This window comes from Pseudomonas alcaligenes (assembly GCF_014490745.1).
GTDB lineage: Bacteria > Pseudomonadota > Gammaproteobacteria > Pseudomonadales > Pseudomonadaceae > Aquipseudomonas > Aquipseudomonas alcaligenes_C.
Genome location: NZ_LZEU01000001.1, coordinates 1,019,946 through 1,045,658, shown reverse-complemented (window position 1 = coordinate 1,045,658; position 25,713 = coordinate 1,019,946). Strand labels below are relative to the sequence as shown.

21 protein-coding genes are annotated in these 25,713 nt (G+C 66.4%); 10 read left to right on the top strand and 11 right to left on the bottom strand.

What is annotated here, in order from left to right; genetic code table 11:
* Positions 1-206 precede the first annotated feature (206 nt).
* Positions 207-869, top strand: coding sequence for a TetR/AcrR family transcriptional regulator (locus A9179_RS04630; RefSeq protein ID WP_262410526.1), 663 nt, complete (start codon positions 207-209; stop codon positions 867-869).
* Between the two features lie 77 nt (positions 870-946).
* On the opposite strand, the gene A9179_RS04625 is transcribed toward A9179_RS04630, so the two are convergent.
* On the bottom strand, positions 947-1,849 hold the full coding sequence (locus A9179_RS04625; RefSeq protein WP_187804675.1) for a LysR family transcriptional regulator: 903 nt from the start codon (positions 1,847-1,849) through the stop codon (positions 947-949).
* A 171-nt stretch (positions 1,850-2,020) separates the two neighbouring features.
* Between A9179_RS04625 and A9179_RS04620 the strand changes: the two genes are divergently transcribed.
* The 3 genes from A9179_RS04620 to A9179_RS04610 all read left to right on the top strand — a co-directional run bounded on the left by A9179_RS04620 (position 2,021) and on the right by A9179_RS04610 (position 7,314).
* Positions 2,021-3,034 (top strand): zinc-binding alcohol dehydrogenase family protein, encoded by a 1,014-nt coding sequence (locus tag A9179_RS04620; RefSeq protein WP_187804674.1) that lies wholly within the window; start codon positions 2,021-2,023, stop codon positions 3,032-3,034.
* A 142-nt stretch (positions 3,035-3,176) separates the two neighbouring features.
* Positions 3,177-7,070 (top strand): bifunctional diguanylate cyclase/phosphodiesterase, encoded by a 3,894-nt coding sequence (locus tag A9179_RS04615; protein ID WP_187804673.1) that lies wholly within the window; start codon positions 3,177-3,179, stop codon positions 7,068-7,070.
* Between the two features lie 64 nt (positions 7,071-7,134).
* Positions 7,135-7,314: a hypothetical protein gene (locus A9179_RS04610; protein ID WP_187804672.1), complete on the top strand. Its 180-nt coding sequence runs from the start codon at positions 7,135-7,137 to the stop codon at positions 7,312-7,314.
* Positions 7,315-7,317: 3 nt separating this feature from the next.
* Here the strand turns inward: A9179_RS04610 and A9179_RS04605 are convergent, their stop codons facing one another.
* From A9179_RS04605 to A9179_RS04595, 3 genes are all read right to left on the bottom strand, one after another.
* Positions 7,318-8,505 (bottom strand): multidrug effflux MFS transporter, encoded by a 1,188-nt coding sequence (locus A9179_RS04605; protein ID WP_187804671.1) that lies wholly within the window; start codon positions 8,503-8,505, stop codon positions 7,318-7,320.
* An 84-nt stretch (positions 8,506-8,589) separates the two neighbouring features.
* Complete coding sequence (locus A9179_RS04600) at positions 8,590-11,724, bottom strand: efflux RND transporter permease subunit (protein ID WP_316851815.1); 3,135 nt, start codon at positions 11,722-11,724, stop codon at positions 8,590-8,592.
* A gap of 12 nt (positions 11,725-11,736) precedes the next feature.
* Positions 11,737-12,885: an efflux RND transporter periplasmic adaptor subunit gene (locus tag A9179_RS04595; protein WP_394354701.1), complete on the bottom strand. Its 1,149-nt coding sequence runs from the start codon at positions 12,883-12,885 to the stop codon at positions 11,737-11,739.
* 153 nt (positions 12,886-13,038) lie between these two features.
* Here A9179_RS04595 and A9179_RS04590 point away from each other — a divergent pair, with 153 nt between their 5' ends.
* Positions 13,039-13,668, top strand: coding sequence for a TetR family transcriptional regulator (locus A9179_RS04590; RefSeq protein ID WP_187804670.1), 630 nt, complete (start codon positions 13,039-13,041; stop codon positions 13,666-13,668).
* A gap of 28 nt (positions 13,669-13,696) precedes the next feature.
* On the opposite strand, the gene A9179_RS04585 is transcribed toward A9179_RS04590, so the two are convergent.
* Positions 13,697-13,894 (bottom strand): heavy-metal-associated domain-containing protein, encoded by a 198-nt coding sequence (locus A9179_RS04585; RefSeq protein ID WP_187804669.1) that lies wholly within the window; start codon positions 13,892-13,894, stop codon positions 13,697-13,699.
* A 129-nt stretch (positions 13,895-14,023) separates the two neighbouring features.
* Between A9179_RS04585 and A9179_RS04580 the strand changes: the two genes are divergently transcribed.
* From A9179_RS04580 to cueR, 3 genes are all read left to right on the top strand, one after another.
* Positions 14,024-14,494 carry a hypothetical protein gene (locus A9179_RS04580; RefSeq protein WP_262410525.1) on the top strand — a complete coding sequence of 157 codons (471 nt, stop codon included), beginning with the start codon at positions 14,024-14,026 and terminating at the stop codon, positions 14,492-14,494.
* Positions 14,495-14,579: 85 nt separating this feature from the next.
* Positions 14,580-16,976 carry a heavy metal translocating P-type ATPase gene (locus A9179_RS04575; protein ID WP_394354700.1) on the top strand — a complete coding sequence of 799 codons (2,397 nt, stop codon included), beginning with the start codon at positions 14,580-14,582 and terminating at the stop codon, positions 16,974-16,976.
* A complete protein-coding gene (cueR, locus tag A9179_RS04570) occupies positions 16,973-17,422 on the top strand; it encodes a Cu(I)-responsive transcriptional regulator (protein ID WP_187804667.1) in 450 nt (149 codons plus the stop codon). Before A9179_RS04575 ends, cueR begins: the two co-directional genes overlap by 4 nt.
* Before the next feature lie 103 nt (positions 17,423-17,525).
* On the opposite strand, the gene A9179_RS04565 is transcribed toward cueR, so the two are convergent.
* The 5 genes from A9179_RS04565 to A9179_RS04545 all read right to left on the bottom strand — a co-directional run bounded on the left by A9179_RS04565 (position 17,526) and on the right by A9179_RS04545 (position 23,410).
* Positions 17,526-19,763, bottom strand: coding sequence for a TonB-dependent siderophore receptor (locus tag A9179_RS04565; protein WP_187804666.1), 2,238 nt, complete (start codon positions 19,761-19,763; stop codon positions 17,526-17,528).
* Between the two features lie 234 nt (positions 19,764-19,997).
* Positions 19,998-20,465 (bottom strand): bacterioferritin, encoded by a 468-nt coding sequence (gene bfr / locus A9179_RS04560; RefSeq protein WP_187804665.1) that lies wholly within the window; start codon positions 20,463-20,465, stop codon positions 19,998-20,000.
* Between the two features lie 119 nt (positions 20,466-20,584).
* The gene (locus A9179_RS04555) at positions 20,585-21,472 is read right to left on the bottom strand and encodes an EamA family transporter (protein WP_187804664.1); all 888 of its coding nucleotides are present in this window, start codon (positions 21,470-21,472) and stop codon (positions 20,585-20,587) included.
* A gap of 80 nt (positions 21,473-21,552) precedes the next feature.
* Positions 21,553-22,443 carry a PA4780 family RIO1-like protein kinase gene (locus tag A9179_RS04550; protein WP_187804663.1) on the bottom strand — a complete coding sequence of 297 codons (891 nt, stop codon included), beginning with the start codon at positions 22,441-22,443 and terminating at the stop codon, positions 21,553-21,555.
* A 79-nt stretch (positions 22,444-22,522) separates the two neighbouring features.
* The gene (locus A9179_RS04545; protein WP_187804662.1) at positions 22,523-23,410 is read right to left on the bottom strand and encodes a LysR family transcriptional regulator; all 888 of its coding nucleotides are present in this window, start codon (positions 23,408-23,410) and stop codon (positions 22,523-22,525) included.
* 101 nt (positions 23,411-23,511) lie between these two features.
* On the opposite strand from A9179_RS04545, the gene A9179_RS04540 reads away from it, so the two are divergent.
* Entirely contained in the window at positions 23,512-24,153 is a 642-nt protein-coding gene (locus tag A9179_RS04540; RefSeq protein ID WP_187804661.1) for an NAD(P)-dependent oxidoreductase, read from the top strand.
* Positions 24,154-24,207: 54 nt separating this feature from the next.
* Entirely contained in the window at positions 24,208-24,501 is a 294-nt protein-coding gene (locus tag A9179_RS04535) for a DUF2218 domain-containing protein (protein WP_187804660.1), read from the top strand.
* Positions 24,502-24,517: 16 nt separating this feature from the next.
* On the opposite strand, the gene A9179_RS04530 is transcribed toward A9179_RS04535, so the two are convergent.
* Positions 24,518-25,702, bottom strand: coding sequence for a response regulator (locus tag A9179_RS04530; RefSeq protein ID WP_187804659.1), 1,185 nt, complete (start codon positions 25,700-25,702; stop codon positions 24,518-24,520).
* Positions 25,703-25,713 lie beyond the last annotated feature (11 nt).

Genomic DNA, 25,713 nt, shown 5'->3' with positions numbered 1-25,713 from the left:
AAGGCCTGCAGATGAAAACGGTGATTTCTTGAGCAGTACAGATTCGACGGAAAAGACGTTTTTCTGACGCTTAATCGGCCATTTTCATAGCCAAGATGCCCTCTTCTTCCGAACGAAACACGTTTTTGACGCCTAAGGGTTGTTTCATGACCCGCAGTGGGGTATCTGTGCGCGTGAACACCGTTTATTCAGTACGGAAACCTTCGATGCCCGCAGCAACTCCCCCCGTTTCCAGCGTCGGCAAACCCGCCGGGCGCATCCGTCAGAAAAATGAGAAGGCGATCATCGCCGCCGCCGAAATCGAATTCGCCCGCCACGGCTACAAGGGCACCAGCATGAACAGCATCGCCCAGGCGGTGGGGCTGCCCAAGGCCAACCTGCACTACTACTTCAACAACAAGCAGGGGCTGTACGTTGCGGTACTGAACAACATCCTCGACCAGTGGGACGACACCTTCAGCTCGCTGAACGTGAACGACGACCCGGCCGAGGCGCTGAGCCGCTATATCCGCTCCAAGGTCGAGTTCTCGCGCACCCAGCCGCTGGCCTCGCGCATCTTCGCCATGGAAGTGATCAGCGGCGGCGAGTGCCTGACCAGCCACTTCACCCAGGACTACCGCGACTGGTTCCGCGGCCGCGCCGCGGTGTTCCAGGCCTGGATCGACGCCGGCAAGATGGAGCCGATCGACCCGGTGCACCTGATCTTCCTGCTGTGGGGCAGCACCCAGCACTACGCCGACTTCGCCAGCCAGATCTGCCGCCTGACCGGCAAGAGCAGCCTCAAGCGCGCCGACTTCGATGAAGCCGCCGACAACTTGGAACGCATCATCCTCAGAGGCTGCGGGCTGACACCGCCGAAGCGCGGCTAGAACAGCTCTCGCCTCGCCTGTGTAGGGCGGCTGCAACCCGCGCGATACGCGACGCGGGTTGCACCCGCCCTACTTGTTTATGCCCAGGGCACCTGCGCCAGCAGCTCGGCGCAGCGCTGCTGGAGAAACTCGTGCAGCAGGCGCACCGGCCGGCTCAACTGGTCGCGATGGGCGCAGATCAGGTTGAGCGGCGTCGGCTCGCCCAGGTAGTCGCCCAGGGCCACCTGCAGGCGCCCAGCCTGCACGTCGGCCGCCACATCCAGCCACGACTTGTACACCACGCCCTGCCCCGCCACGGCCCAGCGCCGCACCACATCGGCATCGTCGCTGACCCGGTTGCCGCTTACCGTCAGCGCCTCGCCAGAGAAGCTCCAGCGCTCGTGCACGCGGCCACCGAGCATGTACAGCAGGCAGTTGTGCCGGCGCAGCGCCGCCGGCTGCTGCGGCACGCCATGGCGGGCGAAGTAGTCCGGCGCGGCGCACAGCACGCGGCGGTTGCCGGGGGCGATGGGCAGCGCCACCAGGCTGGAATCTTCCGGCTCGCCATAGCGCAGGGCGATATCCACCGGCTGGCGGAACAGGTCGGCCACCCGGTCGCTGAGCAACAGGCGCAGGCTGAGCTGTGGATGTTCCTGCTGGAACTGATCGAGCCAGGGCAGCAGCACGTTGCGCCCGAAGTCCGAGGGCGCGGCCAGCTGCAGCACCCCGCCGATGCTCTCGCGCCCGCTGGCCAGGGCCAGGCGGCCACTCTCCAGGCTGTGCAGGGCGCTGCGCGCATGGGCCAGGTACTGCTCGCCCTCGGGGGTCAGGCGCAGGCTGCGGGTCGAGCGCAGGATCAGGCGCACCTGCAGCTGCTGTTCCAGGCGCTTGAGCGCGGCGCTGGCCACCGCCGGCGAGATGTCCAGCTCGCGGGCGGCGGCGGACAGGCTGCCGAGCTCGGCGGTACGGGCGAACAGGTTGAGGTCGTCGAGACGCAGCATGGGCCAAATCACTTTCAACATAATATTGAAAGAGACTCTATTCCCAGGCTCTTTTTCTCGCCACAGCGACAGATCAACATGCGCAGCATCTCCAGCCGACGAGCCGCCAATGGCCAACTAAGCTGGAACATTCGACTTTGCCCCCTTGCGACCTGCCGTGGAGTCCGCCGCATGAAAGCCATCGCCTACTACCAGTCCCTGCCCATCGAACATGCCGAGGCCCTGCTCGACATCGAGCTACCGGCGCCGCAGCCAGGGCCCCACGACCTGCTGGTGGAGGTCAAGGCGATCTCGGTCAACCCGGTGGATACCAAGATCCGCCGCAACGTCTCCCCCGCCGCCGGCGACGCCAAGGTGCTGGGCTGGGATGTGGCCGGCGTGGTGCTGGCGGTGGGCGAGGCGGTCAAGCAGTTCCGTGCTGGCGACCGGGTGTTCTATGCCGGCGCCCTCGACCGCCCGGGCGCCAACAGCGAGCTGCACGTGGTCGACGAGCGCCTGGTCGGGCGCATGCCCGGCTCGCTGGACTTCGCCCGCGCCGCCGCCCTGCCGCTGACCGCTATCACCGCCTGGGAGCTGCTGTTCGAGCGCCTGCAGATCAGGGAGGGCCAGGGCGACCAGCAGCAGAGCCTACTGGTCGTCGGCGCAGCGGGCGGTGTCGGTTCGATCCTGGTGCAGCTGGCCCGCCAGCTCACCGGCCTGACGGTGATCGGCACCGCCTCGCGCGCGGAAACCCGCGACTGGGTGCAGGGCCTCGGCGCCCACCACGTGATCGACCACAGCCAGCCGCTGCTGCCACAACTGCAGGCGCTGGGTATCAACAGCGTCAGCCATGTGGCCAGCCTGACCCATACCGACCAGCACCTCGATCAATTGGTCGAGGCTCTCGCCCCGCAGGGCAAGCTGGCGCTGATCGACGACCCGGCCGAGCTGGACGTGGTCAAGCTCAAGCGCAAGAGCCTGTCGCTGCACTGGGAGTTCATGTACACCCGCTCGCTGTACCAGACCGCCGATATGATCGAGCAGCACCGCCTGCTCAACCGGGTCAGCCAGCTGATCGACGACGGCGTGCTGAAAACCACCCTGGGCGAGCACTTCGGCCGCATCGACGCGGCCAACCTGCGCCGCGCCCACAGTCTGCTGGAAAGCGGCCAGGCCCGCGGCAAGATCGTCCTCGAAGGTTTCTGAAACCACGCCGCCCCGCCCGGGGCGGCTCCCCGGCATCCAGACGAACAACCGGCAGCTCCGGGTATAGCGGCTAGACTGACAACGAACCCGTTTCTCCTGCAGTGGCACGGGTATCCCTACCCGCAACCGCCAGGGGTTAAGGATGCGACCCAGCCTTTCTCGGCCATTGCGCCTGACCGGTATTTATATCCTCTGCGCCGCCGCCTGGATTCTGCTCAGCGACCGCCTGCTGCTCAGCCTGCCCCTCGACGCCAGCAGCCATGCGCTGCTGCAAAGCCTCAAGGGGCTGATCTTCGTGCTGGCCAGCGGTCTGCTGTTCCTCTACCTCACCCACCAGACCCTGCGCACCCAGCAGCAGTTGCAGGGCAACCTGCAGCAGCAGATCCTGCAGCTGCAGCAGACCCAGCGCGAAGCCGGCCTGGGCAACTGGCATTACGACGGCCAGTTCCACTGGTCCGCTGAGGCCCTGCGCCTGCTGGATCACCCGGCACAAGTGCCCCAGGGCAGCCTCGACGAACTGCTCGGCTGGTTCTACCCCGCTGACCGCAGCGCCGTGCAGCGAGCCCTGCAGGCATCGCTCGACGACGCCGCGCCGCTGCTGGTGAATGCCCGCCTGAACCGTCCGACCAGCGAGGCCACCCTGTGGCTGATGCTGCGCGGCGAACCCAACGGCCCTGGCAACCTGCGCGGCACCCTGCAGAACATCAGCACGCAGAAGCGCGATGAACAGGCCCTGCGCGAGAGCGAGCAGCGCTTCCGCCAGTTGTTCGAGCAGACCCCGCGCATCGCCGTGCAAGGCTACGACCGCGAGCGCCGGGTGATCTTCTGGAACCAGGCCAGCACCCAGCTGTACGGCTACAGCGTGGCCGAGGCCATGGGCCGGCGCCTGGAAGAGCTGATCATCCCGGTGCCCATGCGCGAAGAGGTGATCAGTGCGATCAATGTCTGGATGATCGGCGGCCCGGCGATTCCCGCCGCCGAACTGACACTGCAGCACCGCGACGGTAGCGACGTGCACGTCTACTCCAGCCACCTGATCCTGCGTAATGCGCGCAACCAACTGGAGCTGTACTGCGTGGACATCGACCTGGGCCAGCAGAAGCGCGCTCACCGCGAACTGGAGTCCAGCGAGTCGCGCTACCGTGAACTGGTGGAACAGCTGCACGAGGTGATCTTCCTCACCGACAGCGCCGGCCGCCTGAGCTTCCTCAACCCGTCCTGGCAGACCCTGACCGGCCACAGCATCCAGGAAAGCCTGGGGCGCCCGCTGCTGGAGTTCATCGAGGACAGCCAGCAGCCGTTCATCGGCGAGCAGGTTTCACGCATCCTCGCCCAGCAAAGCAGCGGCTGGCAGGGCGACAGCCGCCTGCGCGAGGCCGGCGGCCAGCACCGCTGGATATCTCTGCGCCTGGCCAGCGGCGCCCAGCGCGGCCAGGGCCTGCGCGGCAGCCTCAGCGACATCCACGAGCGACGCCAGACCCAAGCTCTGCAGGAGGCGCGCAATGCCGTGCTGGACAGCCTGCTGGCGCAGCAGCCGCTGGCGCGTACCTGCGATGACATGGCCCGGCGCCTGGAGCAGATCAACCCGGAGATGCTCATCTCCATCATGCTGCTGGAGAAGGGCAACCTGCATGTGCTGGCCGCCCCCAGCCTGCCTGAGCGCTATAACCGCGCGGTGGACGGCATACCGGCGCAGGCCCAGCTGGGCAGCTGCGGGCATGCCGCCGCCACCGGCGAGCTGACCATCGCCGAAGACCTGCAGCGCCACCCCAACTGGCTCGACTACCGCGACCTGGCCCTGGACTGCGGCCTGCGCGCCTGCTGGTCGCTGCCGTTCAAGAATGACCAGAACCAGGTGCTCGGTACCTTCGGCATCTACTACCGCTACCCGACCCGCCCGGCTCCCGATGACGTGGCCCTGGTCACCGAGTTCACCCGCCTGGCCGGGCTCGCCGTGCGTCAGTCGCAGCGCGACGCCGAACGCCTGCAAAGCGAGCTGCGCTTTCGCGCCACCTTCGAGCAGGCCGCCGTCGGCATCGCCCACCTGGCCCCGGACGGGCGCTGGCTGCGGGTCAACCAGAAGCTCTGCCAGATGTATGGCTACAGCCTGGACGAACTGCTCGGCATGACCTTTCAGGATCTCACCTACGCCGACGATCTGGCCGCCGACCTGATCCAGGTGGAACGCCTGCTGCAGGGCGAGATTCGCAGCTACAGCATGGAGAAACGCTATCGGCGCCGCGACGGCAGTCTGTTCTGGGCCAACCTCAGTGTCACCCTGGTACGCCATGCCAACGGCGAGCCCAATTACTTCATCTCGGTGGTCGAGGACATCGCCCTGCGCAAGCAGCAGGAGCAGGCCCTGCGCCAGGCCTCGACAGTGTTCGACAACACCCAGGAGGCCATCGTCATCATCGACGCCAACCGGCGCATCCTCACCAGCAACCCGGCCTTCAGCGAAATCACCGGACTGAGCCAGCAGCAGGCCATCGGCCACCGCCTGCCGCTGCTGTCCGGCAACAGCCTGGAACGGGTGCGCTACCGCTCGCTGTGGCGCAAAGTGCGCGCAGACGGGCATTGGCAGGGCGAGCTGAACAGTCGCCGGCGCGATGGCTCGACCTTCCCCTTCTGGCTCACCGTCAGCCGGGTGCGCGACTGCGACCCGCTGCAGCCGCAGTACGTGCTGACCTTCACCGACCTCAGCCAGTACCGCGACAGCCAGGAGCGCCTGGCCCACCTGGTGCACTTCGATCCGCTCACCGACCTGCCCAACCGCCTGTACGCCAGTGAGCGCCTCAGCCACGCCCTGGAGCATGCCCAGCGTCACCAGGAACGGGTGGCCGTGCTGTGTTTCGACCTCGACCACTTCAAGACCATCAATGAAGGCCTAGGCCACAAGGTCGGCGACGAGCTGCTGATCGCCGTGGCCCGGCGCCTGCAGCAACGCCTGCGCAACGAGGACACCCTGGCGCGCCTGAGCAGTGACGAATTCCTCGTGGTACTGGAGAACCTGCAACGCCCGGAAGAAGCGGCCAACATCGCCCGCACCCTGCTCGAACTGCTGGAGCGCCCGTTATCGCTGGACAACGGCCGCGAGGCTTACCTGAGCGCCAGCATCGGCATCAGCCTGTACCCGGACGACGGCCTGTCCGTCGAGGAGCTGCTGCGCAACGCCGACGCCGCCTTGCACCAGGCCAAGCAGGAAGGGCGCAACACGTTCCGCTTCTACACCCAGGGCCTGACCCACCAGGCGCACACCCGCCTGACCCTGGAAGTCCAGTTGCGCCAGGCACTCAAGCGCAACGAGTTGACCCTCCACTACCAGCCGCTGGTGGACAGTCACAGCGGCCGTGCCATCGGTGTGGAAGCGCTGCTGCGCTGGAACAGCGAGCAGGGCATGATCTCCCCGGCGCAGTTCATCCCCCTGGCCGAAGATACCGGACTGATCGTGCCGATCGGCACCTGGGTGCTGCGCGAGGCCTGCCGGCAGATGCAGTTCTGGCGCCGCCAGGGCCTGCCGCTGCAGACCCTGGCGGTCAACCTGTCGCCCCGCCAGTTCCGCCAGGCCGACCTGCTGCAGCAGGTGCGCGAGGCCCTGCACGACAGCGGCCTGCCGGCCGAGTGCCTGGAACTGGAGATCACCGAAGGCGCCCTGATGGATAACGTCGAACAGGCCCGCGATACCCTGGTGGCCCTCAAGAGCCTGGGGCTGAAGCTGGCCATCGACGACTTCGGCACCGGCTACTCGTCGCTGGCCTATCTGCGTCGCTTCCCGCTGGACAAGCTGAAGATCGACCAGAGCTTCATGCAGGGCGTGCCGGAGGATCAGGCCAACCTGGAAATCACCGCCACCATCGTCGGCCTGGCGCGCAACCTCAAGCTGCGCGTGCTGGCCGAGGGCGTGGAGACCCAGGCCCAGCTGCAGGCCATGCGCCAGCTGGGCTGCGACTACTGCCAGGGCTACCTGTTCAGCAAGCCGCTGAGCGCCATCCAGCTGGTCAACTGGCTACGCAGCGACCATCAGTCGGTTGGTTGATCCAGATCAGCTAGCTGCAACAGACGAGGACTAAACTGCAACCTCCTTCCCAGGAGGCCGCGCCATGAAAATTCTCGTCCGCCCGATCAATACGCCGCAAGGCGAGCGCTGGCAGGTATGCCTGGATCGACATAGCGTGAGCTTTCATACGGAACGCGAAGCCCGCGATTTCGTCGCCACCCTCGAAAGCCGCCTGCAGGCGCCGCACCGCCTGCCCGAAACCAGTCTGCGTGCCGCAGTCTGAGGGCTAGAACTCCAGGGCACCCTGCCGTGCCTTGCGGGTAGTCAGCAGCGCCAGCAGCACGGTCAGCGTCGCGCAGCCGAAGATCACCAGCGCCACCGGTCGTGCCGTGCCATCGTGCAGGGCACCGACCAGCGCCGTAGCTCCTGCCGCCACGCAGAACTGCAGCGAGCCGATCAGCGCCGAGGCGCTGCCGGCCTGCGCTCCCTGCCCGGCCATGGCACAGGCCGTGGCATTGGGCAGGATGCAGGACAGGCTGGCAATGCTGATGAACAGCGGCGGCAGCAGCGGCCACAGGCTTTGTGGCTGGGTCAGGCACACCAGCAGGAACACCAGCGCCGCCAGCAGGTAGACCCACACGGTACGCGGCAGCCAGTAGGCCGGGCCATGCCGGCGCAGCAGCCAGCCGTTGAGCTGGGCAGTGAGGATGAAGCCCGCCGCATTGGCCCCGAACAACCAGCCGTAGTGCTGCGGCGACACCCCATACAGCTCGATGAAGACAAAGGGTGAGCCGGCGATGTAGGCGAACATCCCGGCCATGGCCACGCCGCCGGTCAGGCCGTAGCCAATCAGCAGCGGGTCGCGCAGCAACTGCAGGTAGCGCTTCAGCGCTCCACTCAAGGGTGGCCGCGGCCCCTGTGCGGAAAGGGTTTCCGGCAACCACAGCAGCACAGCCAGCAGACACAGGGCGCTGAACAGCATCAGGCCATGGAACACCGCCTGCCAGCCGAACAGCTGCAACAGGATGCCGCCGCCCATCGGCGCCAGGATCGGCGCCACGCCCATCACCAGCATCAGCTTGGAAAACACCTTGGCCGACTGCAGCGGGTCGCACAGGTCGCGCACCACCGCCCGCGAGATGACCATGCCAGCGCAGCCACCGAGGGCCTGGACGAAGCGCGCGACGATCAGCCATTCCAGGCTCTGCGCCAGAGCACAGGCCAGCGAGGCCAGGGTGAACAACACCACCCCGACCAGCAGCGGCACGCGCCGGCCGAAGCGGTCGGCCATCGGCCCGTAGGCCAGTTGGCCGATGGCGATGCCGGCGAAGTAGGAAGCCAGCGACAGCTGGATGTGTTCGACGTCGGTGGCGAAGAAGGTCGCCAGGCTCGGGAAGGTCGGCAGATAGAAGTCGATGGCCATCGGGCCAAAGGCGCTGAGCCAGCCAAGGATCAGCAGGATGCGTAATTTCATCGGGTACCCAGTACTGCAGCCGGGCAGGCTCCGGCGTGAAAATGGTAACGCCCGCCGGGTGGCGGGCGCTGCCGTTACGTTACCTCACTCGGCGTGCGGGACTGCAGTTTTCTTTCGGTCGAGCTTGGCGGCCAGGGACTCCACCAGCAGGTAGAACATGGGGATCAGGAAGGTCGCCAGCAGGGTGGCGGCGAGCATGCCGCCGATCACCCCGGTACCGATCGAATGACGGCTGGCCGAACCGGCGCCACTGCTGATGGCCAGCGGCACACAACCGAGGATGAAGGCCAGCGAGGTCATTACGATCGGCCGGAAACGCAGCTTGGCCGCCTCCATCGCCGCCTCGAAGATGCCCATCTTCTGCTCCTCGCGGCACAGTACGGCGAACTCGATGATCAGGATGGCGTTCTTCGCCGCCAGGCCGATCAGGGTCACCAGGCCGACCTGGAAGTACACGTCGTTGGCCAGGCCGCGTAACCAGATCGCCACGATCGCACCGAACACCGCGAAGGGCACGGCGGTGACCACCGCCATCGGCAGGGTCCAGCGCTCGTACTGAGCGGCGAGGATCAGGAACACCAGGATCAGGCCGAAGATGAACGCGGTGCTGCCCGAGCCCTGGGTCGCCAGTTCCTGGTAGGCCGAACCGATCCAGGCCAGGTTGTACTGCTCGCCAAGCACCTCATCGGCCACTTCCTGCATGGCCTCCAGCGCCTGCCCGGAGCTGTAGCCCGGCGCCGGCCCGCCGAGCAGCTTGGCTGCCGGATAGACGTTGAAACGCGCGTAGGAGTCCGGGCCGAGGATGCGCTGCACGCGCACCAGGGAAGTCAGCGGAATCAGGTCGCCACCGCTGGAGCGCACATAGACCTGGTTGAGGTCTTCCGGATTGCGACGGAAGTTCGACTCCGACTGCAGGCTGACCTGCCAGGTGCGGCCATACAGGTTGAAGTCGTTGACGTAGTAGCTGCCGAAGGTCGCCTGCATGGCGGTGAACACGTCGTTGATCGCCACGCCCAGGGCGCGCGCCTTGGTGCGGTCGAGGTCGACGAAGTACTGCGGCACGTCGGCGTGGAAGGTGCTGTTGACCCCCGCCAGCTCCGGACGCTTGGCCGCGGCGGCGATGAACTTCTGCACTACCGCGCTGAGCTCCTCGATGGAGCCGCCGCTGCGATCCTGGATATAGGCCTCGAAGCCACCGGTGGTACTCATGCCGCTGATCGGCGGCGGGTTGAAGGTCATCACCAGGGCGTCCTTCTGCTTGGCGCCCATGCCCATGAACTGCCGCGGCAGGTTGCGTGCATCCAGCTCGGGCGTGGTGCGCTCCTTCCAGTCCTTCAGCGGCACGAAGGACACCCCGGCGTTGCTGCGGGTGCCGAAGGTCAGCACGTCGAAGCCGGCGAAGGTCACCACGTCCTGCACCGCCGGGTGCTGCATCAGCTCCTCGGTCACCGCGCTGGTGACCTGCTCGGTACGCCCCAGCGAGGCAGCGGGCGGCAGGAAGTAGGCATTGATCACATAGCCCTGATCCTCGTCCGGCACCAGCGAGCCGGGCACCCGGCCGAACAGCAGCACCATGATGGCGATCATCCCGCCGAACAGCGCCAGGCCGACCAGCGAGCGCTTGAGGAAGAACTGCACGCCGGCGGTGTAGCCACTGGTAAAGCGTTCGAAGGCATTGTTGAACCAGCGGAACGGCGCCGCCGGCTCCTTGTGCTCGGGCTTGAGGATCAGTGCACAGAGCGCCGGCGACAGGGTCAGCGCGACAATGCCGGAGATCACCACCGACACCGCGATGGTGATCGCGAACTGCTTGTACATCTGCCCGGCCAGGCCGCCGAGGAAGCCGACCGGGATGAACACGGCGCACAGTACCAGGACGATGGCGACGATCGGCCCGGTCACCTCCTCCATGGCCTTGATCGCCGCCTCGCGCGGGCTGAGCTTCTCGGTGCGCATCACCCGTTCGACGTTCTCCAGCACCACGATGGCGTCGTCCACCACGATGCCGATGGCCAGCACCATGCCGAACAGGGTCAGCAGGTTGATCGAGAAGCCGAGCATATACATGCCGGCGAAGGTGCCGATCAGCGACACCGGAATGGCCAGCACGGGGATCAGCGTGGCGCGCCAGTTCTGCAGGAAGATGAACACCACCAGCATCACCAGCACCAGGGCCTCGACGAAGGTGTGGATCACCTCCTCGATGGAGACCTTGACGAACTTGGTGGTGTCGTAGGGAATCTTGTAAGCGATGCCCTCGGGGAAGCGCTTGGCCAGCCGCTCCATGGTTGCCTGTACCGCATCGGCAGTGTCCAGGGCGTTGGCGCCGGGCTGCAGGTAGATGCCGAAGGCGGCGTTCTGCTTGCCGTTGAGGCTGGTCACCAGGGAGTAGTCCTGGGCGCCCAGCTCGATCCGCGCGACATCCTTGAGCAGCAGGCTGGCACCGGTTGCGTCGGTACGCAGGATGACCTGCTCGAACTCCGCCGGGGTGGTGAAGCGGCCCTTGGTGCTCACCGTGTAGGTGAAGTCCTGCGGCGACGCGAGCGGCTCCTTGCCAAAGTTACCGGCGGCGAACTGCGAGTTCTGCTCCTGGATCGCGCTGACCACGTCGCTGGGCGTCAGGTCGTACTGCGCCAGCTTGTCCGGCCGTAGCCAGATGCGCATGGAGTAGTCCTTGGAGCCGAACTGGCTGGCGTCGCCCACCCCGTGAATGCGCTTGAGCTCGTCGATGACGTTGATCAGCGCGTAGTTGCTGATGAAGATCGGGTCACGCGAGCCATCGGGCGAGAACAGGGTCACCACCTGCAGGATGTCGGAGGACTTCTTCTCCACCTTCACCCCCTGGCGGCGCACTTCCTCGGGCAACTTGGCCAGCGCCGCCTGCACCTTGTTGTTGACGTTGATGGTGGCCTGATCGGGGTCGGTACCGACCTCGAAGTACACGGTCAGGCTCATGGCGCCGTTGCTGTCGGAGTTGGACAACTGGTAGATCATGCCCTCGACGCCGTTGATTTCCTGCTCCAGCGGCGCGGCCACGGTTTCCGCGATGACCTGCGAGCTGGCCCCGGGATAGGCCGCCGTCACCGACACCTGCGGCGGCAGGATCTCGGGGTACTGGGCAATGGGCAGCGCACGCATGGCGGCGAGGCCGGCCAGGATGATGACGATGGAAATCACCGCGGCGAAGATCGGTCGATCGATAAAGAACTTGGAGATCACGGGCCTTGCTCCTTACTGCTTGGCAGCGGCGGCTTCGACCACCTTGACCGGCGCATTGGGGCGAACCTTGGGCAGGCCCTCGACTATCACCTTGTCACCGGCCTCGATACCGCTTTCCACCACCCAGCGGCCGCCGGCGGTATGTGCCGTGCCGACCGGACGGATACGCGCCAGGCCCTGCTCGTCCACCACATAGACGAAGGTGCCATTCGGCCCCTGGGACAGTGCACGCTCCGGCACGGTGATCGCATTAGGCTTGTTGATGCCCTTGACCACCACCCGCACGAACTGCCCCGGCATCAGCGCCTGATCCGGGTTGGGCACCACGGCACGGGCACTGACGGTACCGGTGCTGCGATCGATCAGGCTGTCGGTGAAGTCGACCTTGCCCTCGACCGGGTAACTGGAGCCGTCGCTGAACTTGATTTCCACACTCATGCGCTGGCCGCCCTCGCGCACCAGGCTGCCGTCCTGCAGGCCCTGACGCACACTGGAGACCTCGCGATCCGGGGCGGCGAAGTTGACGTAGATGGGATCGAGCTGGGTGATCTGGGTCAGCAGGCTGGCATTCGGGTCGCCGGCCACCATCAGGCTGCCTTCGGACACCGTCTCCTTGCTGGTGATACCGGAAATCGGCGCCTCCACCGTGGTGTAGTCGAGGTCGATCTGCTTGGCCTGCACCTCGGCCTTGGCCGCCTCGATATTGGCCTTGCTCTGCTCGAAGTTGGACACTGCGTTGTCCAGCTCGCTCTCGCTGGCGAAGCCCTTCTTCTGCAGCTCGCGGATGCGCTTGAGGTCGCGGTCGGTCTGCCGGTAGCGCGCCTGTTCCTGCGCCAGGGTGCCCTTGGCCCGGGCCAGCGCGGCCTGATAAGGACGCGGGTCGATGCGGAACAGCACCTCGCCGCGCTTGACCTGGCTGCCTTCCTGGTAAGTGCGCTCCTGCAGGATGCCGCTGACCTGGGCACGTACCTGTACCTCGCGGAAACCGGCGGTGCGCGCCGGGTACTCGAACTGCAGCGGTAACGACTCGACCTTGGCGGCCTCTACCACCACCTCAGGCGGCGGCATCTGCTGGGCGGGATCGGCGGCCTGCAGAAACGGACTGAACAGCATGCCCAGAGCCAGCACGTTGAGCGCGAAAGGTAGTGGTCGAGAAAGCATTGGTTGTCTCCATGACATCTTGGATAGGCAAAAGGAGCCAGAAAAGGTGCTGCGCAATGGCGCCCACCGGTACCGACAAACCAGACGCCGGCACAAAAATCATTACACTGAGTTCCCCAGAACAAGAGCCTAGACGGATTCCGCCCACCCGCCATGCGCCGAACCAAAGAACAAGCCGAACAGACTCGCGTCGCCATCCTGGCGGCGGCCGAGCAGTTATTCCTGGAAAAGGGCGTGGCCCACAGCACGCTCGAACAGATCTCGCGCGCCGCCGGGGTGACCCGCGGCGCGCTGTACTGGCACTTCGAGAACAAGGCCCATCTGTTTCACGAGATGCTCAACCAGATCCGCCTGCCGATGGAGCAGATGACCCTGCGCCTGTCCGGCTGCGATGGCATCGACCCGCTGCTGTCACTGCGCGAGCTGTGCATCGAGGCCATCGAGAACCTGGCCCGCGACGAGCAGAAGCGGCGCATCTTCACCATCCTCCTGCACCGCTGCGAGTTCACCGATGAACTGCGCGAGGCCGAGCAGCGCCACAATGCCTTTATCGAGCACTTCATCGAGCTGGTCGAAAAGCTGTTCGCCCAGCCCGCCTGCCTGGCCCGCCTGCAACCGGGAATGACGCCGCGCCTGGCGTCACGCGCCCTGCATGCGCAGATCATCGGCCTGTTTACCGACTGGACGCGCGCGCCCACGCTGTTCGACCCGCTGCGCGACACCGCTGCGCTGATCGATGCGCTGCTGCGCGGCCTGCTGCGTGACTGGCAGCCGCCGGCCTGAACCCGCGCGGCTCAATTCATCCCGGACTCTAGGCCGGCTCGGCCACATAACCTTCTTCGCGGATCGCCGCCAGCAGTTGCTCCAGGCTCAGCCGACTGGCCACCCGCACTTCGCCGGCCGCCAGGTCGACCTGCACCTCGGCTGCTGGATCGCCGGCCTGGATGGCCTGGGTAATGGCACGTACGCAGTGACCGCAGGACATGCCGGAGACTTTGAGGATCTGCATGGGAATAGCCTCATGGGGTGATGGATAACTGCAGCTTCCAGCTTGCCACCGTGACAAGGTCAAGGCCTGCGACTTGTCGTCATCCCTGTGCTGAACCAAGCTCAAGGCAGTCCCAGCCCAGGTGATGCCATGCGCCCACTCCTGTACCTGCTTGCCCTGCTCAGCCTGTCGGTTCTGGCCGACGAGACGCCGCTGGGCGAGCCGCCACCCAGTGAAGCCCCGGTCGAGCTGGCCCCGGCGCCACCGCAGCCAACCCCCATGGCCGTACCGGCGGCGCCGATGACGCTGCCGACGCCCATCGACTACGGCATCCTGGTGATCTCCCGCGAGCGCCTGGAAGTCTCCACCGCCTGCGACATCGGCCTGTACCTGCAGGGCAACCTGACCACCCGCCTGTACCAGGGCCAGTCGGTCACCCTCAACCTGCCACCGGGCGAGGTGCTGGTGCGCCTCGGCGTCCTCGGCGGCGGCCACTGCCAGCCGCACTTCGAGCAGTTGCGCAGCCAGACCCTGCAGATCACTGCCGGCGAGGTCACCAAATACCGCATCGCCATGAGCCCCACCGGCCTGTATCTGCTGCCAGCACCACAGAACTACTAGCCACGGCGCGGCTGCGACAAGCTGCCGCTTGACCTTACCCAGGTGGCAAGGTTGATCCTAGGGGTGTTCCTGAGGAGCCTTGCCCATGTCCAGCCTGCAGACCTTTGACCTTCCCATCCACGGCATGACCTGCGCCGGCTGTGCCGGCAGGGTCGAGCGCGCCCTGCGCCAGGTGCCCGGCGTGCAACAGAGCAGCGTCAACCTGGCCAGCGAGCAGGCCCGCGTGTTGGCGCCCGGCGAGAGCCTCGAGCAATTGCTGGCGGCCGTCGAGCGGGCCGGCTACAGCGTGCCGCTGCAGCAGGTCGAGCTGGAAATCGACGGCATGACCTGCGCCAGCTGCGCCGGGCGCATCGAACGGGCCCTGGGCAAGCTGCCCGGCGTGCGCCGGGCCAGCGTCAACCTGGCCAGCGAGCGGGCCCAGGTGGAATGCCTTGCCGAGCTCGACAGCAGCGAGCTGCTCGCCGCCGTCGCCGCTGCCGGCTACCACGCGCGCCTGCGCCATGCCGCCAGCGAGCGCGACCCGCAGGCCGAGCTGCGGCGCGAGCGCCTGCATGTGCTGCTCGGCCTGCTGCTGGCCGCACCGCTGGTGCTGCCGATGTTCGCCGAATGGCTCGGCCTGCACTGGATGCTGCCGGCCTGGGCCCAGTTCGCCCTGGCCACCCCGGCGCAATTCCTCCTCGGTGCGCGGTTCTACGTGGCCGCCTGGAAAGCCCTGCGCGCCGGCACCGGCAACATGGATCTGCTGGTCGCCCTGGGCACCAGCGCCGGCTACGGCCTGAGCCTGTACCTGTGGGCAACGGCCAGCCACCACGGCATGCCACACCTGTATTTCGAAGCCTCGACCGTGGTCATCGCCCTGGTGCTGCTGGGCAAGTACCTGGAGAGCCGCGCCAAGCGCCAGACCAGCGCCGCCATCCGCGCCCTCGAGGCACTGCGCCCGGAGCGCGCCACGCGCCTGCAGGATGGCCGCGAGGAAGAAGTGGCCATCGCCGCTCTGCAGCTGGGCGACGTGCTGCTGGTGCGTCCCGGCGAGCGCTTTCCGGCCGATGGTGAAGTGCTGGAGGGGCACAGCCAGGCCGACGAGGCACTGATCAGCGGCGAGAGCCTGCCGGTCAGCAAGGCGCCGGGTGATCGCGTCACCGGCGGCGCCATCAACGGTGCCGGGTGCCTGCTGGTGCGCACCACCGCCCTCGGCGGCGAAAGTGTGCTGGCACGGATCATCCGCCTGGTGGAAGACGCCCAGGCAGCCAAGGCGCCGATCCAGAAACTGGTGGATCGGGTCAGCGCGGTGTTCGTGCCGGTTGTCCTGCTGATCGCCCTGCTCACCCTGGCCACCTGGCTGCTGCTCGGCGCCGGCATCGAAGCCGCCCTGATCAACGCCGTGGCAGTGCTGGTGATCGCCTGCCCCTGCGCCCTCGGCCTGGCCACACCGGCAGCGATCATGGCCGGCACCGGGGTGGCGGCGCGCCACGGCATCCTGATCAAGGACGCCCAGGCCCTGGAGCTGGCGCACAAGGTCGGCGTGGTGGCCTTCGACAAGACCGGCACCCTCACCTCCGGCCAGCCACGGATCGTCCATCTGGCCGCGGCGGGCATCGCCGAGCCGGAGCTGCTGCGCCTGGCCGGCACCCTGCAACAGGGCAGCGAACACCCGCTGGCCCAGGCCGTATTGCTGGCTTGCCGCGAGCAGAACCTGTCTCTGGCGCCGCTGAGTGGCAGCCAGGCCCTGCCCGGGCGCGGCATTCAGGGCGATGTCGAAGGCCGCCAGTTGGCCCTGGGCAGCGAGCGCCTGCGCGCCGAGCAGCAACTGCAGGCAACCGAGCTGAGCGACCTGGCCACGGAATGGGAAGCCGAGGGGCGCACCCTGTCCTGGCTGCTGGAGCTGGCGCCGCAACCGCGCGTGCTGGGCCTGCTGGCCTTCGGCGACAGCCTCAAGGACGGTGCCGCCGCGGCCATTGCCGCGCTGCGCGAGCGTGGCCTCGAGAGCCACCTGATCAGCGGCGACAACGCAGGCAGCGCCCAGGCCGTGGGCCGCGCCCTGGGCATCGACGAAGTGCATGCGCAGGTGCTGCCGGCGGACAAGGCGGCCCATGTCGCCGCCCTGAAAGCCGCCGGGGCGACAGTGGCCATGGTCGGCGACGGCATCAACGATGCGCCGGCCCTGGCCGCTGCCGATGTCGGCATCGCCATGGGCGGTGGCACCGACGTGGCCATGCACGCCGCCGGCATCAGCCTGATGCGCGGCGACCCGCGCCTGGTGCCGGCCGCCCTCGACATCAGCCGGCGCACCTGGCGCAAGATCCAGCAGAACCTGTTCTGGGCCTTCGTCTACAACGCGGTCGGCATTCCGCTGGCCGCCGCCGGCCTGCTCAACCCGATGGTGGCCGGCGCCGCCATGGCTCTGTCGAGCGTCAGCGTGGTCAGCAACGCGCTGCTGCTCAACCGCTGGCAACCCGAGATCGACCAGGAGCACGCCGCATGAACATCGGTCAGGCCGCCAAACGCAGTGGACTCAGCGCCAAGATGATCCGCTACTACGAAGCCATCGGCCTGCTGCAGCCGGCCGGGCGCAGCGACAGCGGCTATCGCCTGTACGGCAGCCAGGATCTGCACGTGCTGGCCTTTATCAAGCGCGCGCGGGATCTCGGCTTCGCCCTGGACGAAGTCGGCAAGCTGCTGGCCCTGTGGCAGGATCGCGAACGCGCCAGCGCCGATGTCAAGGCCCTGGCCCAGGCCCATATCACCGAACTGAACCGCAAGATCGGCGAGCTGACGGCCCTGCGCGACACCCTCGATGAGCTGGTGCAGCACTGCCAGGGCGACCACAGGCCGGACTGCCCGATCCTGCGCGATCTGGAGTCGGGCAACGGCGCCGGCCCGGCCTGCGGTGAGCCCGGTCGGCCGCATTGCGCCGGCAAGCAAGCCTGAACGGCAAACGGCAGAAAGCACAACGCCGGCCCGAGGCCGGCGTTGTGCCTTGCAGCAGCTCGGATCTGGCTGGCGACGGGCAGTCGCCAGCCAGGCCGGCAGCTTAGAAGCGGTACTTCGCGGAAGCGGTCAGGCTGCGCGGTGCACCGTAGGTCATGGCGCCGTAGGCGTCGAAGATGTCGAAGTACTTCTCGTCGGTCACGTTGTTGGCGTTCAGCTGAGCCGAGAGGTTTTCGCTGATGTCGTAACGCGCCATCAGGTTGACCAGGGCGTAGGCGTCCTGCTCGATCTTCTCGGCATTCCCCGCCGGGTTCGCCGCGTAGGTGTAGATGCTGTCCTGCCAGTTCACGCCACCGCCGACGGTCAGCTTGTCGTTGAAGATGCCGGGCAGACGGTAGGTGGTGAAGGTACGGATCAGCTTGGTCGGGTACAGGGTATTCACGTCGTCGCCGTCGGCGTTTTCCAGATCGAACTGGGTGTAGCCCGCCGTCAGGTTCCAGCCGGTCGCCAGCTCGCCCGACACTTCCAGCTCGAAGCCCTTGCTGGTTGCACCGTTGCCCGCCTCGTAGGCCTGCTCGACGGTACCCGGAATGAACTCGCCAGTGGCTTCAGCCAGGTTATCCTGCTTGATCTGGAAGATCGCGGCCGACGCATTCAGGCGACCGTCGAGGAACTCGGCCTTCAGACCGGTCTCGTAGCTTTCGCCGACGATGGACTCGAGCTGCTTGCCGCTGATATCCCGCTCGGACTGCGGCAGGAAGATCTCGGTGTAGCTGGCATAGGCAGACAGGGTCTCCGTCAGGTCGTAGACCACGCCGGCATAAGGGGTCAGCTCGTGATCGACATCGATACGCGACGGATCGGAGTAGACGTCGTCGCTGACCTTTTCATAGTTGCTGTCACGCGCACCGATGATCACTTTGAGATCGTCGGTCAGATTCAGGCGGGTAGCCGCGTAGGCGCCCTTCTGCGTCACGTCGCCATAGCCGTAGGTGGTCATGCCACCCCAGATCGGCTCCGGGAAGTTGCCGTTGTAATCGTCGAGGCTGGGGATGCCGCTCCAGCCGGTGAGCGCCATGCGTGTATCGGCATCGAAGTCCTGCTCGCTCTGGATATAGCCGAAGGCGACTTCATGCTCGCGGCCGAACAGGGAGAACGGGCCGCTGGCACGCACGCTGTAGTCGTCCTGTACGGTCTTGGTGCGGTACATGGCCGGGTAGGTAGCCATGGGTACGGTGCCCGTCTTGTCCGCATAGGTGTACACGTACAACAGGTAGGAGTCGGAGTTGCGCTCGCCACGGTTGTAGCTGAGGTTCAGCTGCCAGTCATTGGCAAAGTGGTGATCCAGGTTGACGAAGTAGGTTTCGTAGGTGGTGTTCCACTTGCTCCACTCCGCCGAGGTGGTCTTGGAGCGGCTCCAGTGGGTGCGGCTACCGTCGGTGTACCACACCGGCAGACCGCCCCACATTGGCGAGTCGGTCTTGTTGTCCTGGTTGCTGACACCGAACCACAGGGTGGTGTCGGGAGTCAGGTCGACATCCATGGTGCCGTAGAAGGTTTCGCGCTGGTTGGAGTTCTTGTCCATCCAGCTGTCGCCTTCGTTGTACTCGCCAACCAGACGAGCCCGGATAGTGCCCTCTTCGTTCAGCGCGAAGGACAGATCGCCCAGGGAGCCATAGGTGTCCCAGGTGCCGGCACTGACTTCGACCGAACCCTTCAGCTCTTTGCTGCTGGCACGCTTGCGCACCATGTTGAGGGACGCAGAGGGGTCGCCGGCACCGGTCATCAGGCCGTTGGCACCGCGCACCACTTCGACGCGGTCGTACATGGCCAGGCTGCCGAAGATTTCGCCGGAGCTCCACGGTTGCTCATAGATGGTCGGCACACCGTCGATCATCAGCGAGTTGAGCTCGAAACCACGGGCGTTGATCTGGCCGCGGTTGGTCTCGTAACGGTTCAGCGAGATACCGGTGGTGTTGTTGACCACGTCGGTGATGGTCTGCAGATCCTGATCTTCGATGCGCTGCTGGGTGACCACGGTGACCGACTGCGGGGTTTCGCGCAGGGACATGCTCAGCGGCGTGGCCGTGCGGGCGGCACCGCTGGTGTAGGACTGGGAGTCCTCGGTGACAGCGCGATCATCTCGCTCGGCCTCGCCGGTGATGGACAGCGCATCCAGGGTCACCGCTTCTTCGGCTGCAGCCTGTTGTGCCTGTGCGAGCGGCGCGGCGAAAGCCATGCCGACAGCCAGCATGTGCACGGTCAGGGCCAGCGGACGCAGGGCCATGGACGAGCGCGGGAGAGCGGCGCCGTGCTGGCGCAGGGTTACGAGATCGGACATTACGACTACTACCATTAATTATAATGTTGGCGAGAATCATTATCATAAACTATAAAATCTCATTCCGGAATTATTAACAAAAAGATCTGTCTCTGCTAATCGCGAGATGCGCCGAGGCCCTGCCGGGCGAAATGGGAACGCGCACAGCAGGCGGTGCCGAAGCAGACGCAGGAAGGGTGGGAGCAGAAACGAAAAAGGGAGCCGAAGCTCCCTTTTTTCATGCCTGCCGCAGGCTCAGGAGGCTTGCGATTGCAGGTAGTTCTGCAGGCCGATGCGGTCGATCAGGCCGAGCTGCTGCTCCAGCCAGTAGGCGTGATCTTCCTCGGTGTCGTGCAGCTGCACTTCGAGGATTTCCCGGCTGATGAAGTCGCCGTGCTTCTCGCACAGGGCGATGCCCTTGGCCAGGGCCTCGCGCACTTCGTATTCGAGCTTGAGGTCGGCGCGCAGCATGTCCGGCACGTTGGCACCGGGATGGATCTTCTTCGGCGTCATGTTCGGCGTGGCTTCGAGGAACAGGATGCGCTTGAGCAGGGCATCGGCGTGCTCGGTTTCCTCTTCCATCTCGTGGTTGAGGCGTACGTAGAGCTTCTCGAAACCCCAGTCCTGGTACATCCGCGAATGGAGGAAATACTGGTCGCGGGCAGCCAGCTCGCCACGCAGCAGATCCTTGAGATATTCGACGACTTCGGTCGAGCCTTGCATGGGAATTTCCTTCACGAAACGGCAGATCAGAGGGCAAGCTTCGGCCGTGTTCGGACAATGGTCAAGCAGGAAAATACAGCCGCTCGCGGAGCGATTCCTATTAGCGCGAAGCCTCGTATTTACTGGGCTGCAGGGTCTTTCAGCAGCCGCGTAAAACGCCACGGCACGACGGTGATCGCCAAGCCACCGAACACCAGCACACAGGCCAGCCAACCCAGGGGCGCCAGCGCCTCGCCGAGCAGCAGCCAACCGGCCAGCAGACCGGATACCGGCACCGCCAGGGCGAACGGCGTGACCTGGCTGGCCGGGTAACGACGCAGCAGGAAACTCCAGATGGCGAAGCCCAGCGTGGTGGCGAGGAAGGCGATGTACAGCAGCGCGCCGACACCACGCCAGCTCAGGTGCACCAGAGCCGCACCAATCGCCTGCGGCCCCTCGAACAGCCACGACAGCCCCAGCAGCGGCAGCACTGGCACCAGGCTGACCCAGCAGATCAGGCGCAGCATGTCGCTGGCCCCGGAACGCTTGGTGGCGATGTTCGAGCAGGCCCAGGCCAGGGCTGCCAGCACCACCAGGGCAAAACCCAGCAGACTGTCGCCCAGCGGCCGCTGCACGCCGATCAGCAGCAGCCCGCTAGCCGCCAGCGCCAGCCCGGCCAGGGCTCGTGCGCCGGGCCGCTCGCCGAGCACCAGGGCGGCGATCAGCACGGTGAAGAACACCTGGCTCTGCAGCACCAGCGACGACAGCCCGGCCGGCATGCCCAGGTGCATGCCGACGAACAACAGGCCGAACTTGATCACCCCGAGCAGCACGCCAATCTGCACGATGCGCCAGCCGGGCGCTGGTAGCGGCCCGCGCAGGAACAACAGCGGCAGCGCCGCCAGGGCGAAGCGCAGGGCGCAGAACAACAGCGGCGGGAAATCTTCCAGGCCGACCTTGATCACCACGAAATTGATGCCCCAGATCAGGGTCACCAGCAGGGCCAGGAAGATATGCGGCAGGGACATGGCGGGGCTCCGGAACGAATCCCCGCACACTAGCAGCAGGCCGGGCGTTGCGCCCGTTACAGTTGCCGCCTAACAGTTGCTCAGTGCTGCATCCAGGGCGGCGGCGGTGGCTCGTCGCGCGGTGCATCCTCGGCCCCGCGCAGCGCTTCCAGGCGCGCCTGCTCGGCCAGGGCGGCGCGAATCTCGCGCATCACCGCATCGACGTCGGCGCTCTCCTCCGGCTCGGCGAACTGGCCAGTGAGCACGCTGTCCGGGGTCAGCTTGCCTTCCTCGTAGAGCGCCCACATTTCCTTGGCGTACTTGGTGTAGAGCAGCTCCGGGGCGAACTGGCCGAAGTACTCGGCCATGTTGCGCACGTCGCGCTCGAGCATGCTGAAGGCATGGTTGTTGGCCGCCGCATCCACCGCCTGCGGCAGGTCGATGATCACCGGGCCGTTGGGGTCGAGCAGTACGTTGAACTCCGACAGGTCGCCATGCACCAGGCCGGCACACAGCATCTTGACGATCTCACCGATCATGAAACTGTGGAATTCGCGGGCATCTTCGGGCAACAGGTCGACATCGTTGAGGCGCGGAGCGGCATCGCCACTGCCGTCGTCGACCATTTCCATGAGCAGCACGCCATCGAGGAAGTCGTAGGGCTTGGGCACTCGCACACCGGCCGCAGCGAGGCGGAACAGTGCCGCCACTTCGGCGTTCTGCCAGGCATCCTCCTGCTCCTTGCGCCCGTATTTGCTGCCTTTGGCCATGGCCCGCGCATCGCGGCTGTTACGCGTCTTGCGCCCTTCCTGATACTCGGCGGCCTGGCGGAAGCCACGCTTGTTGGCCTCCTTGTAGACCTTGGCGCAGCGCAGCTCACTGCCACAGCGCACCACATAGACCGCAGCTTCCTTGCCGCTCATCAGCGGACGAACCACCTCGTCGATCAGACCGTCTTCGAGCAAGGGTTCCAGGCGTTTCGGGGTTTTCATTGCGCTGACTAGGGTTCCTGTCTGAGCTGATACAAGTTGCCGTTATACGGCAAATCCGCCGCGCTGCCAGCCTCCTCCGCTATCCGGCAAGCAGGCTGCGCCGTAGCGCGGCGATGGCGTAGCGCACCTTGGCCGGTTGCGCATCGCGGCGCGGGGTGACGATATGGATGCCGACCGGCGCCAGCTGCCACTCCGGCAGCAGCACCAGCAGGGCACCGCTGGCCAGCTCGGCGCGGATCTCCGGCTCCGGCTGCACCGATACGCCCATGCCGGCCAGGGTGAACTGTCGCACCGAGAGAATGCTGTTGCAGGCCACCCGGCTCTCGATGCGCAGGCGTTGCTGAACGCCGCCCGGGCCGAGCAGGGTGAGCTGCTGGGCGCGGTCGTGGCTGAGGCTCAGCCAGTCCAGGCTGCTCAGCTGCGCCGGCCCCTGCACCGTGCCACAGCGCGCCAGGTAGGCCGGCGCCACGCACAGCAGCATCGGCCAGTCGCCAAGCGGTCGGGCCACCAGGCTGGAATCTTCCTGCGCACCAACGCGAATGGCCAGGTCGATGCGCTGCTCGATCAGGTCGATCGGCTCGTCGTGGAAGAACAGGCGCAGGCTGAGGCCCGGATGGGCGCGCAGCAAGGGTGCCAGGGCATCGGTGAGCAATGGCCCGGAGAAGCCCACCGGTGCGGCGATGCGCAGCTCACCCACCGGCGCATCGCGCAGCTCGGCCAGACGCTGTTCGGCCTGCTCGGCCAGTTCGACGATCTGCTTGCAGCTCTGGTAGAAGCTGGCGCCGGCCTCGGTCAGGGTCAGCTTGCGAGTGGTGCGGTGCAGCAGGCTGACCTGGGTGACCTGCTCCAGCTTGCCGATCTGCTGGCTGACCGCCGAAGGGCTCATGCCGAGGGCCTCGGCCGCGCCGACCATGCTGCCCTTGTCGACCACGGTGGCGAACAGCGCCATGCGCTTGAGCTGCTCCATTATTAAGCCTTGCTTAATTGTTCAAGGCATTTAAGCCTCTTTTTCCCGGGTTTATCCAGCGGTGATTATTTACCCACTTTCACTCACCCAGGATCAGCCCCATGAAAATCGCCCTGATCGGCGCCACCGGTTACGTCGGTGCCGCCCTGCTCGAAGAAGCCCTCAACCGCGGCCACCAGGTCACCGCCCTGGTGCGCCAGCCGCAGAAACTGCCGCAACATGAGCGGCTCACGGCCGTCGCCGCCGACGTGCGCGACGAAGCCGCCCTCGCCGTCCAGCTGCGCGGCCACGATGCCGTGCTCAGCGCCTTCAACCCCGGCTGGGATCAGGCCGACATCCGCGCCCAGTTCATCGCCGGCAGCCAGGCCATAGTCGCCGCCACCAAGGCCGCCGGGATCAAGCGCCTGCTGGTGGTCGGCGGTGCCGGCAGCCTGTTCGTCGCCCCCGGCCTGCAGCTGATCGACACGCCGGACTTCCCGGCCGCCTACAAGGAAGGCGCCGAAGGCGCGCGCCAGGCGCTCAACCAGCTGCGTGACGAGCAGGAGCTGGAGTGGACCTTCCTCTCCCCCGCCGCCCTGCTGCAGCCTGGCCCGCGCACCGGCCAGTTCCGCCTCGGCGGCGAGCAGCTGCTGATGGATGGCGCCGCCCCGGCGCACATTTCGGTGGCCGACCTGGCCGTCGCCCTGCTCGACGAAACCGAGCAGCCGCAACACATCCGCCAGCGCTTCACCGCCGCCTACTGAACCCCAGCGCCGCGTGCCCATGGCGGGCAGCGGCGCCCCACTTCTGGAGCCTCCATGACCACCTTCACCACGTCAGCCCACGTCAATACCGACACCCCGGCGCGCTACATCAGCCGCCTGTGCAAACACTTCGCCCACAAGCTGCCGGTAAGCTTCGACGAGCAGCAGGGCCGCATCGAGTTCTCCGCCGGCGTTGCCCTGCTGCAGGCCGACGCCCAGGGCCTGACCCTGCGTGTGGAAAGCGCCGCCCGCGAAGACCTGGAAAGATTGCAGGGTGTGGTGGCCAGCCACTTCGAGCGCGTCGCCTGGCAGGAAGCGCTGACGCTGGACTGGCAACCTGGCGCCTGAGCGCCAGGCACGTTGCTCAACTGGGCGGCAGGGTCAGCTCGATGCTCTCGCCCAGCGAGTCGTCCAGGCGCTGCAGCTCGCAGTTGATCGAGGCGGCATCGTCGGCCAGGCGCATGGCGATGCCGGCAAAGTCCTGCTCGACCTCGATGAAGGCCAGCACCACCGACGGATCGAAGCGCGTGCCACTGGCCGCGCTGATCTGCGCCAGCGCCTCGGGGTGGTTCACCGGCTGGCGGTAGGGATGGCGGCTGGTCAGCTCCTCGTAGCAGCCGACCAGGGCCATCAGCCGTGCCGCCAGGGGAATCTGCTCACCGCGCAGGCCCTCGGGATAGCCGCTGCCATCCCAGTGCTCGTGCTGGCTGTAGACGATGTCGCGGGCATCGCGCAGGAAGTCGGTGCTGTTGCCCAGCTTGGCCTCGGCGGCCAGCAGCGCGTCGCGCCCGGCCTCGGCATGCCGGTGCAGCAGCTGCAGGTCGGCCCCCTGCAGCGGTACCGGGCTGAGCAGGATGCGATCGGGCAGCACCAGCTTGCCGATGCCGTGCAGCAGCGCCGACTTGCCGAGCTGGGCGCAGCGCTCGGCGCCCAGCTCGGCAGCGAGATCCGGCTGCTGGTAGGCCAATGCCTTGGCCAGGGCGGTCATGTACGGCTCGACGCGCGCCAGGTGGCGACTGCAGGGGTTGTCGCGCATGGCCGCCAGGCTGGCCATGGCCTCGATGGTCACTTCCTGCAGGCGCTGGATATCGCGGGTGCGACGGCGCACTTCCAGCTCCAGGTATTCGCTCTTGTCGCGCAGGAAGTCCGCGCTGGCCTTGAGCTGCAGTTGCGCATGCACACGGGCGAGGACGATCGGCGGGCTGATCGGCTTGGTGATGTAGTCGACCGCGCCGAGGTCGAAGCCCTGCTGCTCGTCGGCCACCTCGGTCTTGGCCGTAAGGAACACCACCGGGATATCCGCCGTGGCCGGGTTGACCTTGAGCAGGCGGCAAACCTCGTAGCCGTCCATCTCCGGCATCATGATGTCGAGCAGGATCAGATCCGGCGGCTGGCTGCCGGCGGCGATGCGCAGCGCCTTGACCCCGCTGCTGGCGACCTTGACCCGGTAGTGATCCATCAGCAGCGCGCTCATCAGCTCGAGGTTCTCCGGGGTGTCGTCCACCACCAGGATCAGCGGCTGATCCGCCCGATCGAGTATCCCGTCCATTGCCTACCCCC

Excerpts from the sequence above, each read along its gene's own strand:
- A9179_RS04565 (WP_187804666.1), bottom strand. The coding sequence starts at position 19,763 with ATGTCCGATCTCGTAACCCTGCGCCAGCACGGCGCCGCTCTCCCGCGC.
- A9179_RS04610 (WP_187804672.1), top strand. The coding sequence starts at position 7,135 with ATGAAAATTCTCGTCCGCCCGATCAATACGCCGCAAGGCGAGCGCTGG.
- A9179_RS04555 (WP_187804664.1), bottom strand. The coding sequence starts at position 21,472 with ATGTCCCTGCCGCATATCTTCCTGGCCCTGCTGGTGACCCTGATCTGG.
- A9179_RS04535 (WP_187804660.1), top strand. The coding sequence starts at position 24,208 with ATGACCACCTTCACCACGTCAGCCCACGTCAATACCGACACCCCGGCG.
- A9179_RS04615 (WP_187804673.1), top strand. The coding sequence starts at position 3,177 with ATGCGACCCAGCCTTTCTCGGCCATTGCGCCTGACCGGTATTTATATC.
- A9179_RS04550 (WP_187804663.1), bottom strand. The coding sequence starts at position 22,443 with ATGAAAACCCCGAAACGCCTGGAACCCTTGCTCGAAGACGGTCTGATC.
- A9179_RS04595 (WP_394354701.1), bottom strand. The coding sequence starts at position 12,885 with ATGCTTTCTCGACCACTACCTTTCGCGCTCAACGTGCTGGCTCTGGGC.
- A9179_RS04605 (WP_187804671.1), bottom strand. The coding sequence starts at position 8,505 with ATGAAATTACGCATCCTGCTGATCCTTGGCTGGCTCAGCGCCTTTGGC.
- A9179_RS04630 (WP_262410526.1), top strand. The coding sequence starts at position 207 with ATGCCCGCAGCAACTCCCCCCGTTTCCAGCGTCGGCAAACCCGCCGGG.
- bfr (WP_187804665.1), bottom strand. The coding sequence starts at position 20,465 with ATGCAAGGCTCGACCGAAGTCGTCGAATATCTCAAGGATCTGCTGCGT.
- A9179_RS04545 (WP_187804662.1), bottom strand. The coding sequence starts at position 23,410 with ATGGAGCAGCTCAAGCGCATGGCGCTGTTCGCCACCGTGGTCGACAAG.
- A9179_RS04590 (WP_187804670.1), top strand. The coding sequence starts at position 13,039 with ATGCGCCGAACCAAAGAACAAGCCGAACAGACTCGCGTCGCCATCCTG.
- A9179_RS04540 (WP_187804661.1), top strand. The coding sequence starts at position 23,512 with ATGAAAATCGCCCTGATCGGCGCCACCGGTTACGTCGGTGCCGCCCTG.
- A9179_RS04585 (WP_187804669.1), bottom strand. The coding sequence starts at position 13,894 with ATGCAGATCCTCAAAGTCTCCGGCATGTCCTGCGGTCACTGCGTACGT.
- A9179_RS04530 (WP_187804659.1), bottom strand. The coding sequence starts at position 25,702 with ATGGACGGGATACTCGATCGGGCGGATCAGCCGCTGATCCTGGTGGTG.
- cueR (WP_187804667.1), top strand. The coding sequence starts at position 16,973 with ATGAACATCGGTCAGGCCGCCAAACGCAGTGGACTCAGCGCCAAGATG.
- A9179_RS04575 (WP_394354700.1), top strand. The coding sequence starts at position 14,580 with ATGTCCAGCCTGCAGACCTTTGACCTTCCCATCCACGGCATGACCTGC.
- A9179_RS04620 (WP_187804674.1), top strand. The coding sequence starts at position 2,021 with ATGAAAGCCATCGCCTACTACCAGTCCCTGCCCATCGAACATGCCGAG.
- A9179_RS04580 (WP_262410525.1), top strand. The coding sequence starts at position 14,024 with ATGCGCCCACTCCTGTACCTGCTTGCCCTGCTCAGCCTGTCGGTTCTG.
- A9179_RS04625 (WP_187804675.1), bottom strand. The coding sequence starts at position 1,849 with ATGCTGCGTCTCGACGACCTCAACCTGTTCGCCCGTACCGCCGAGCTC.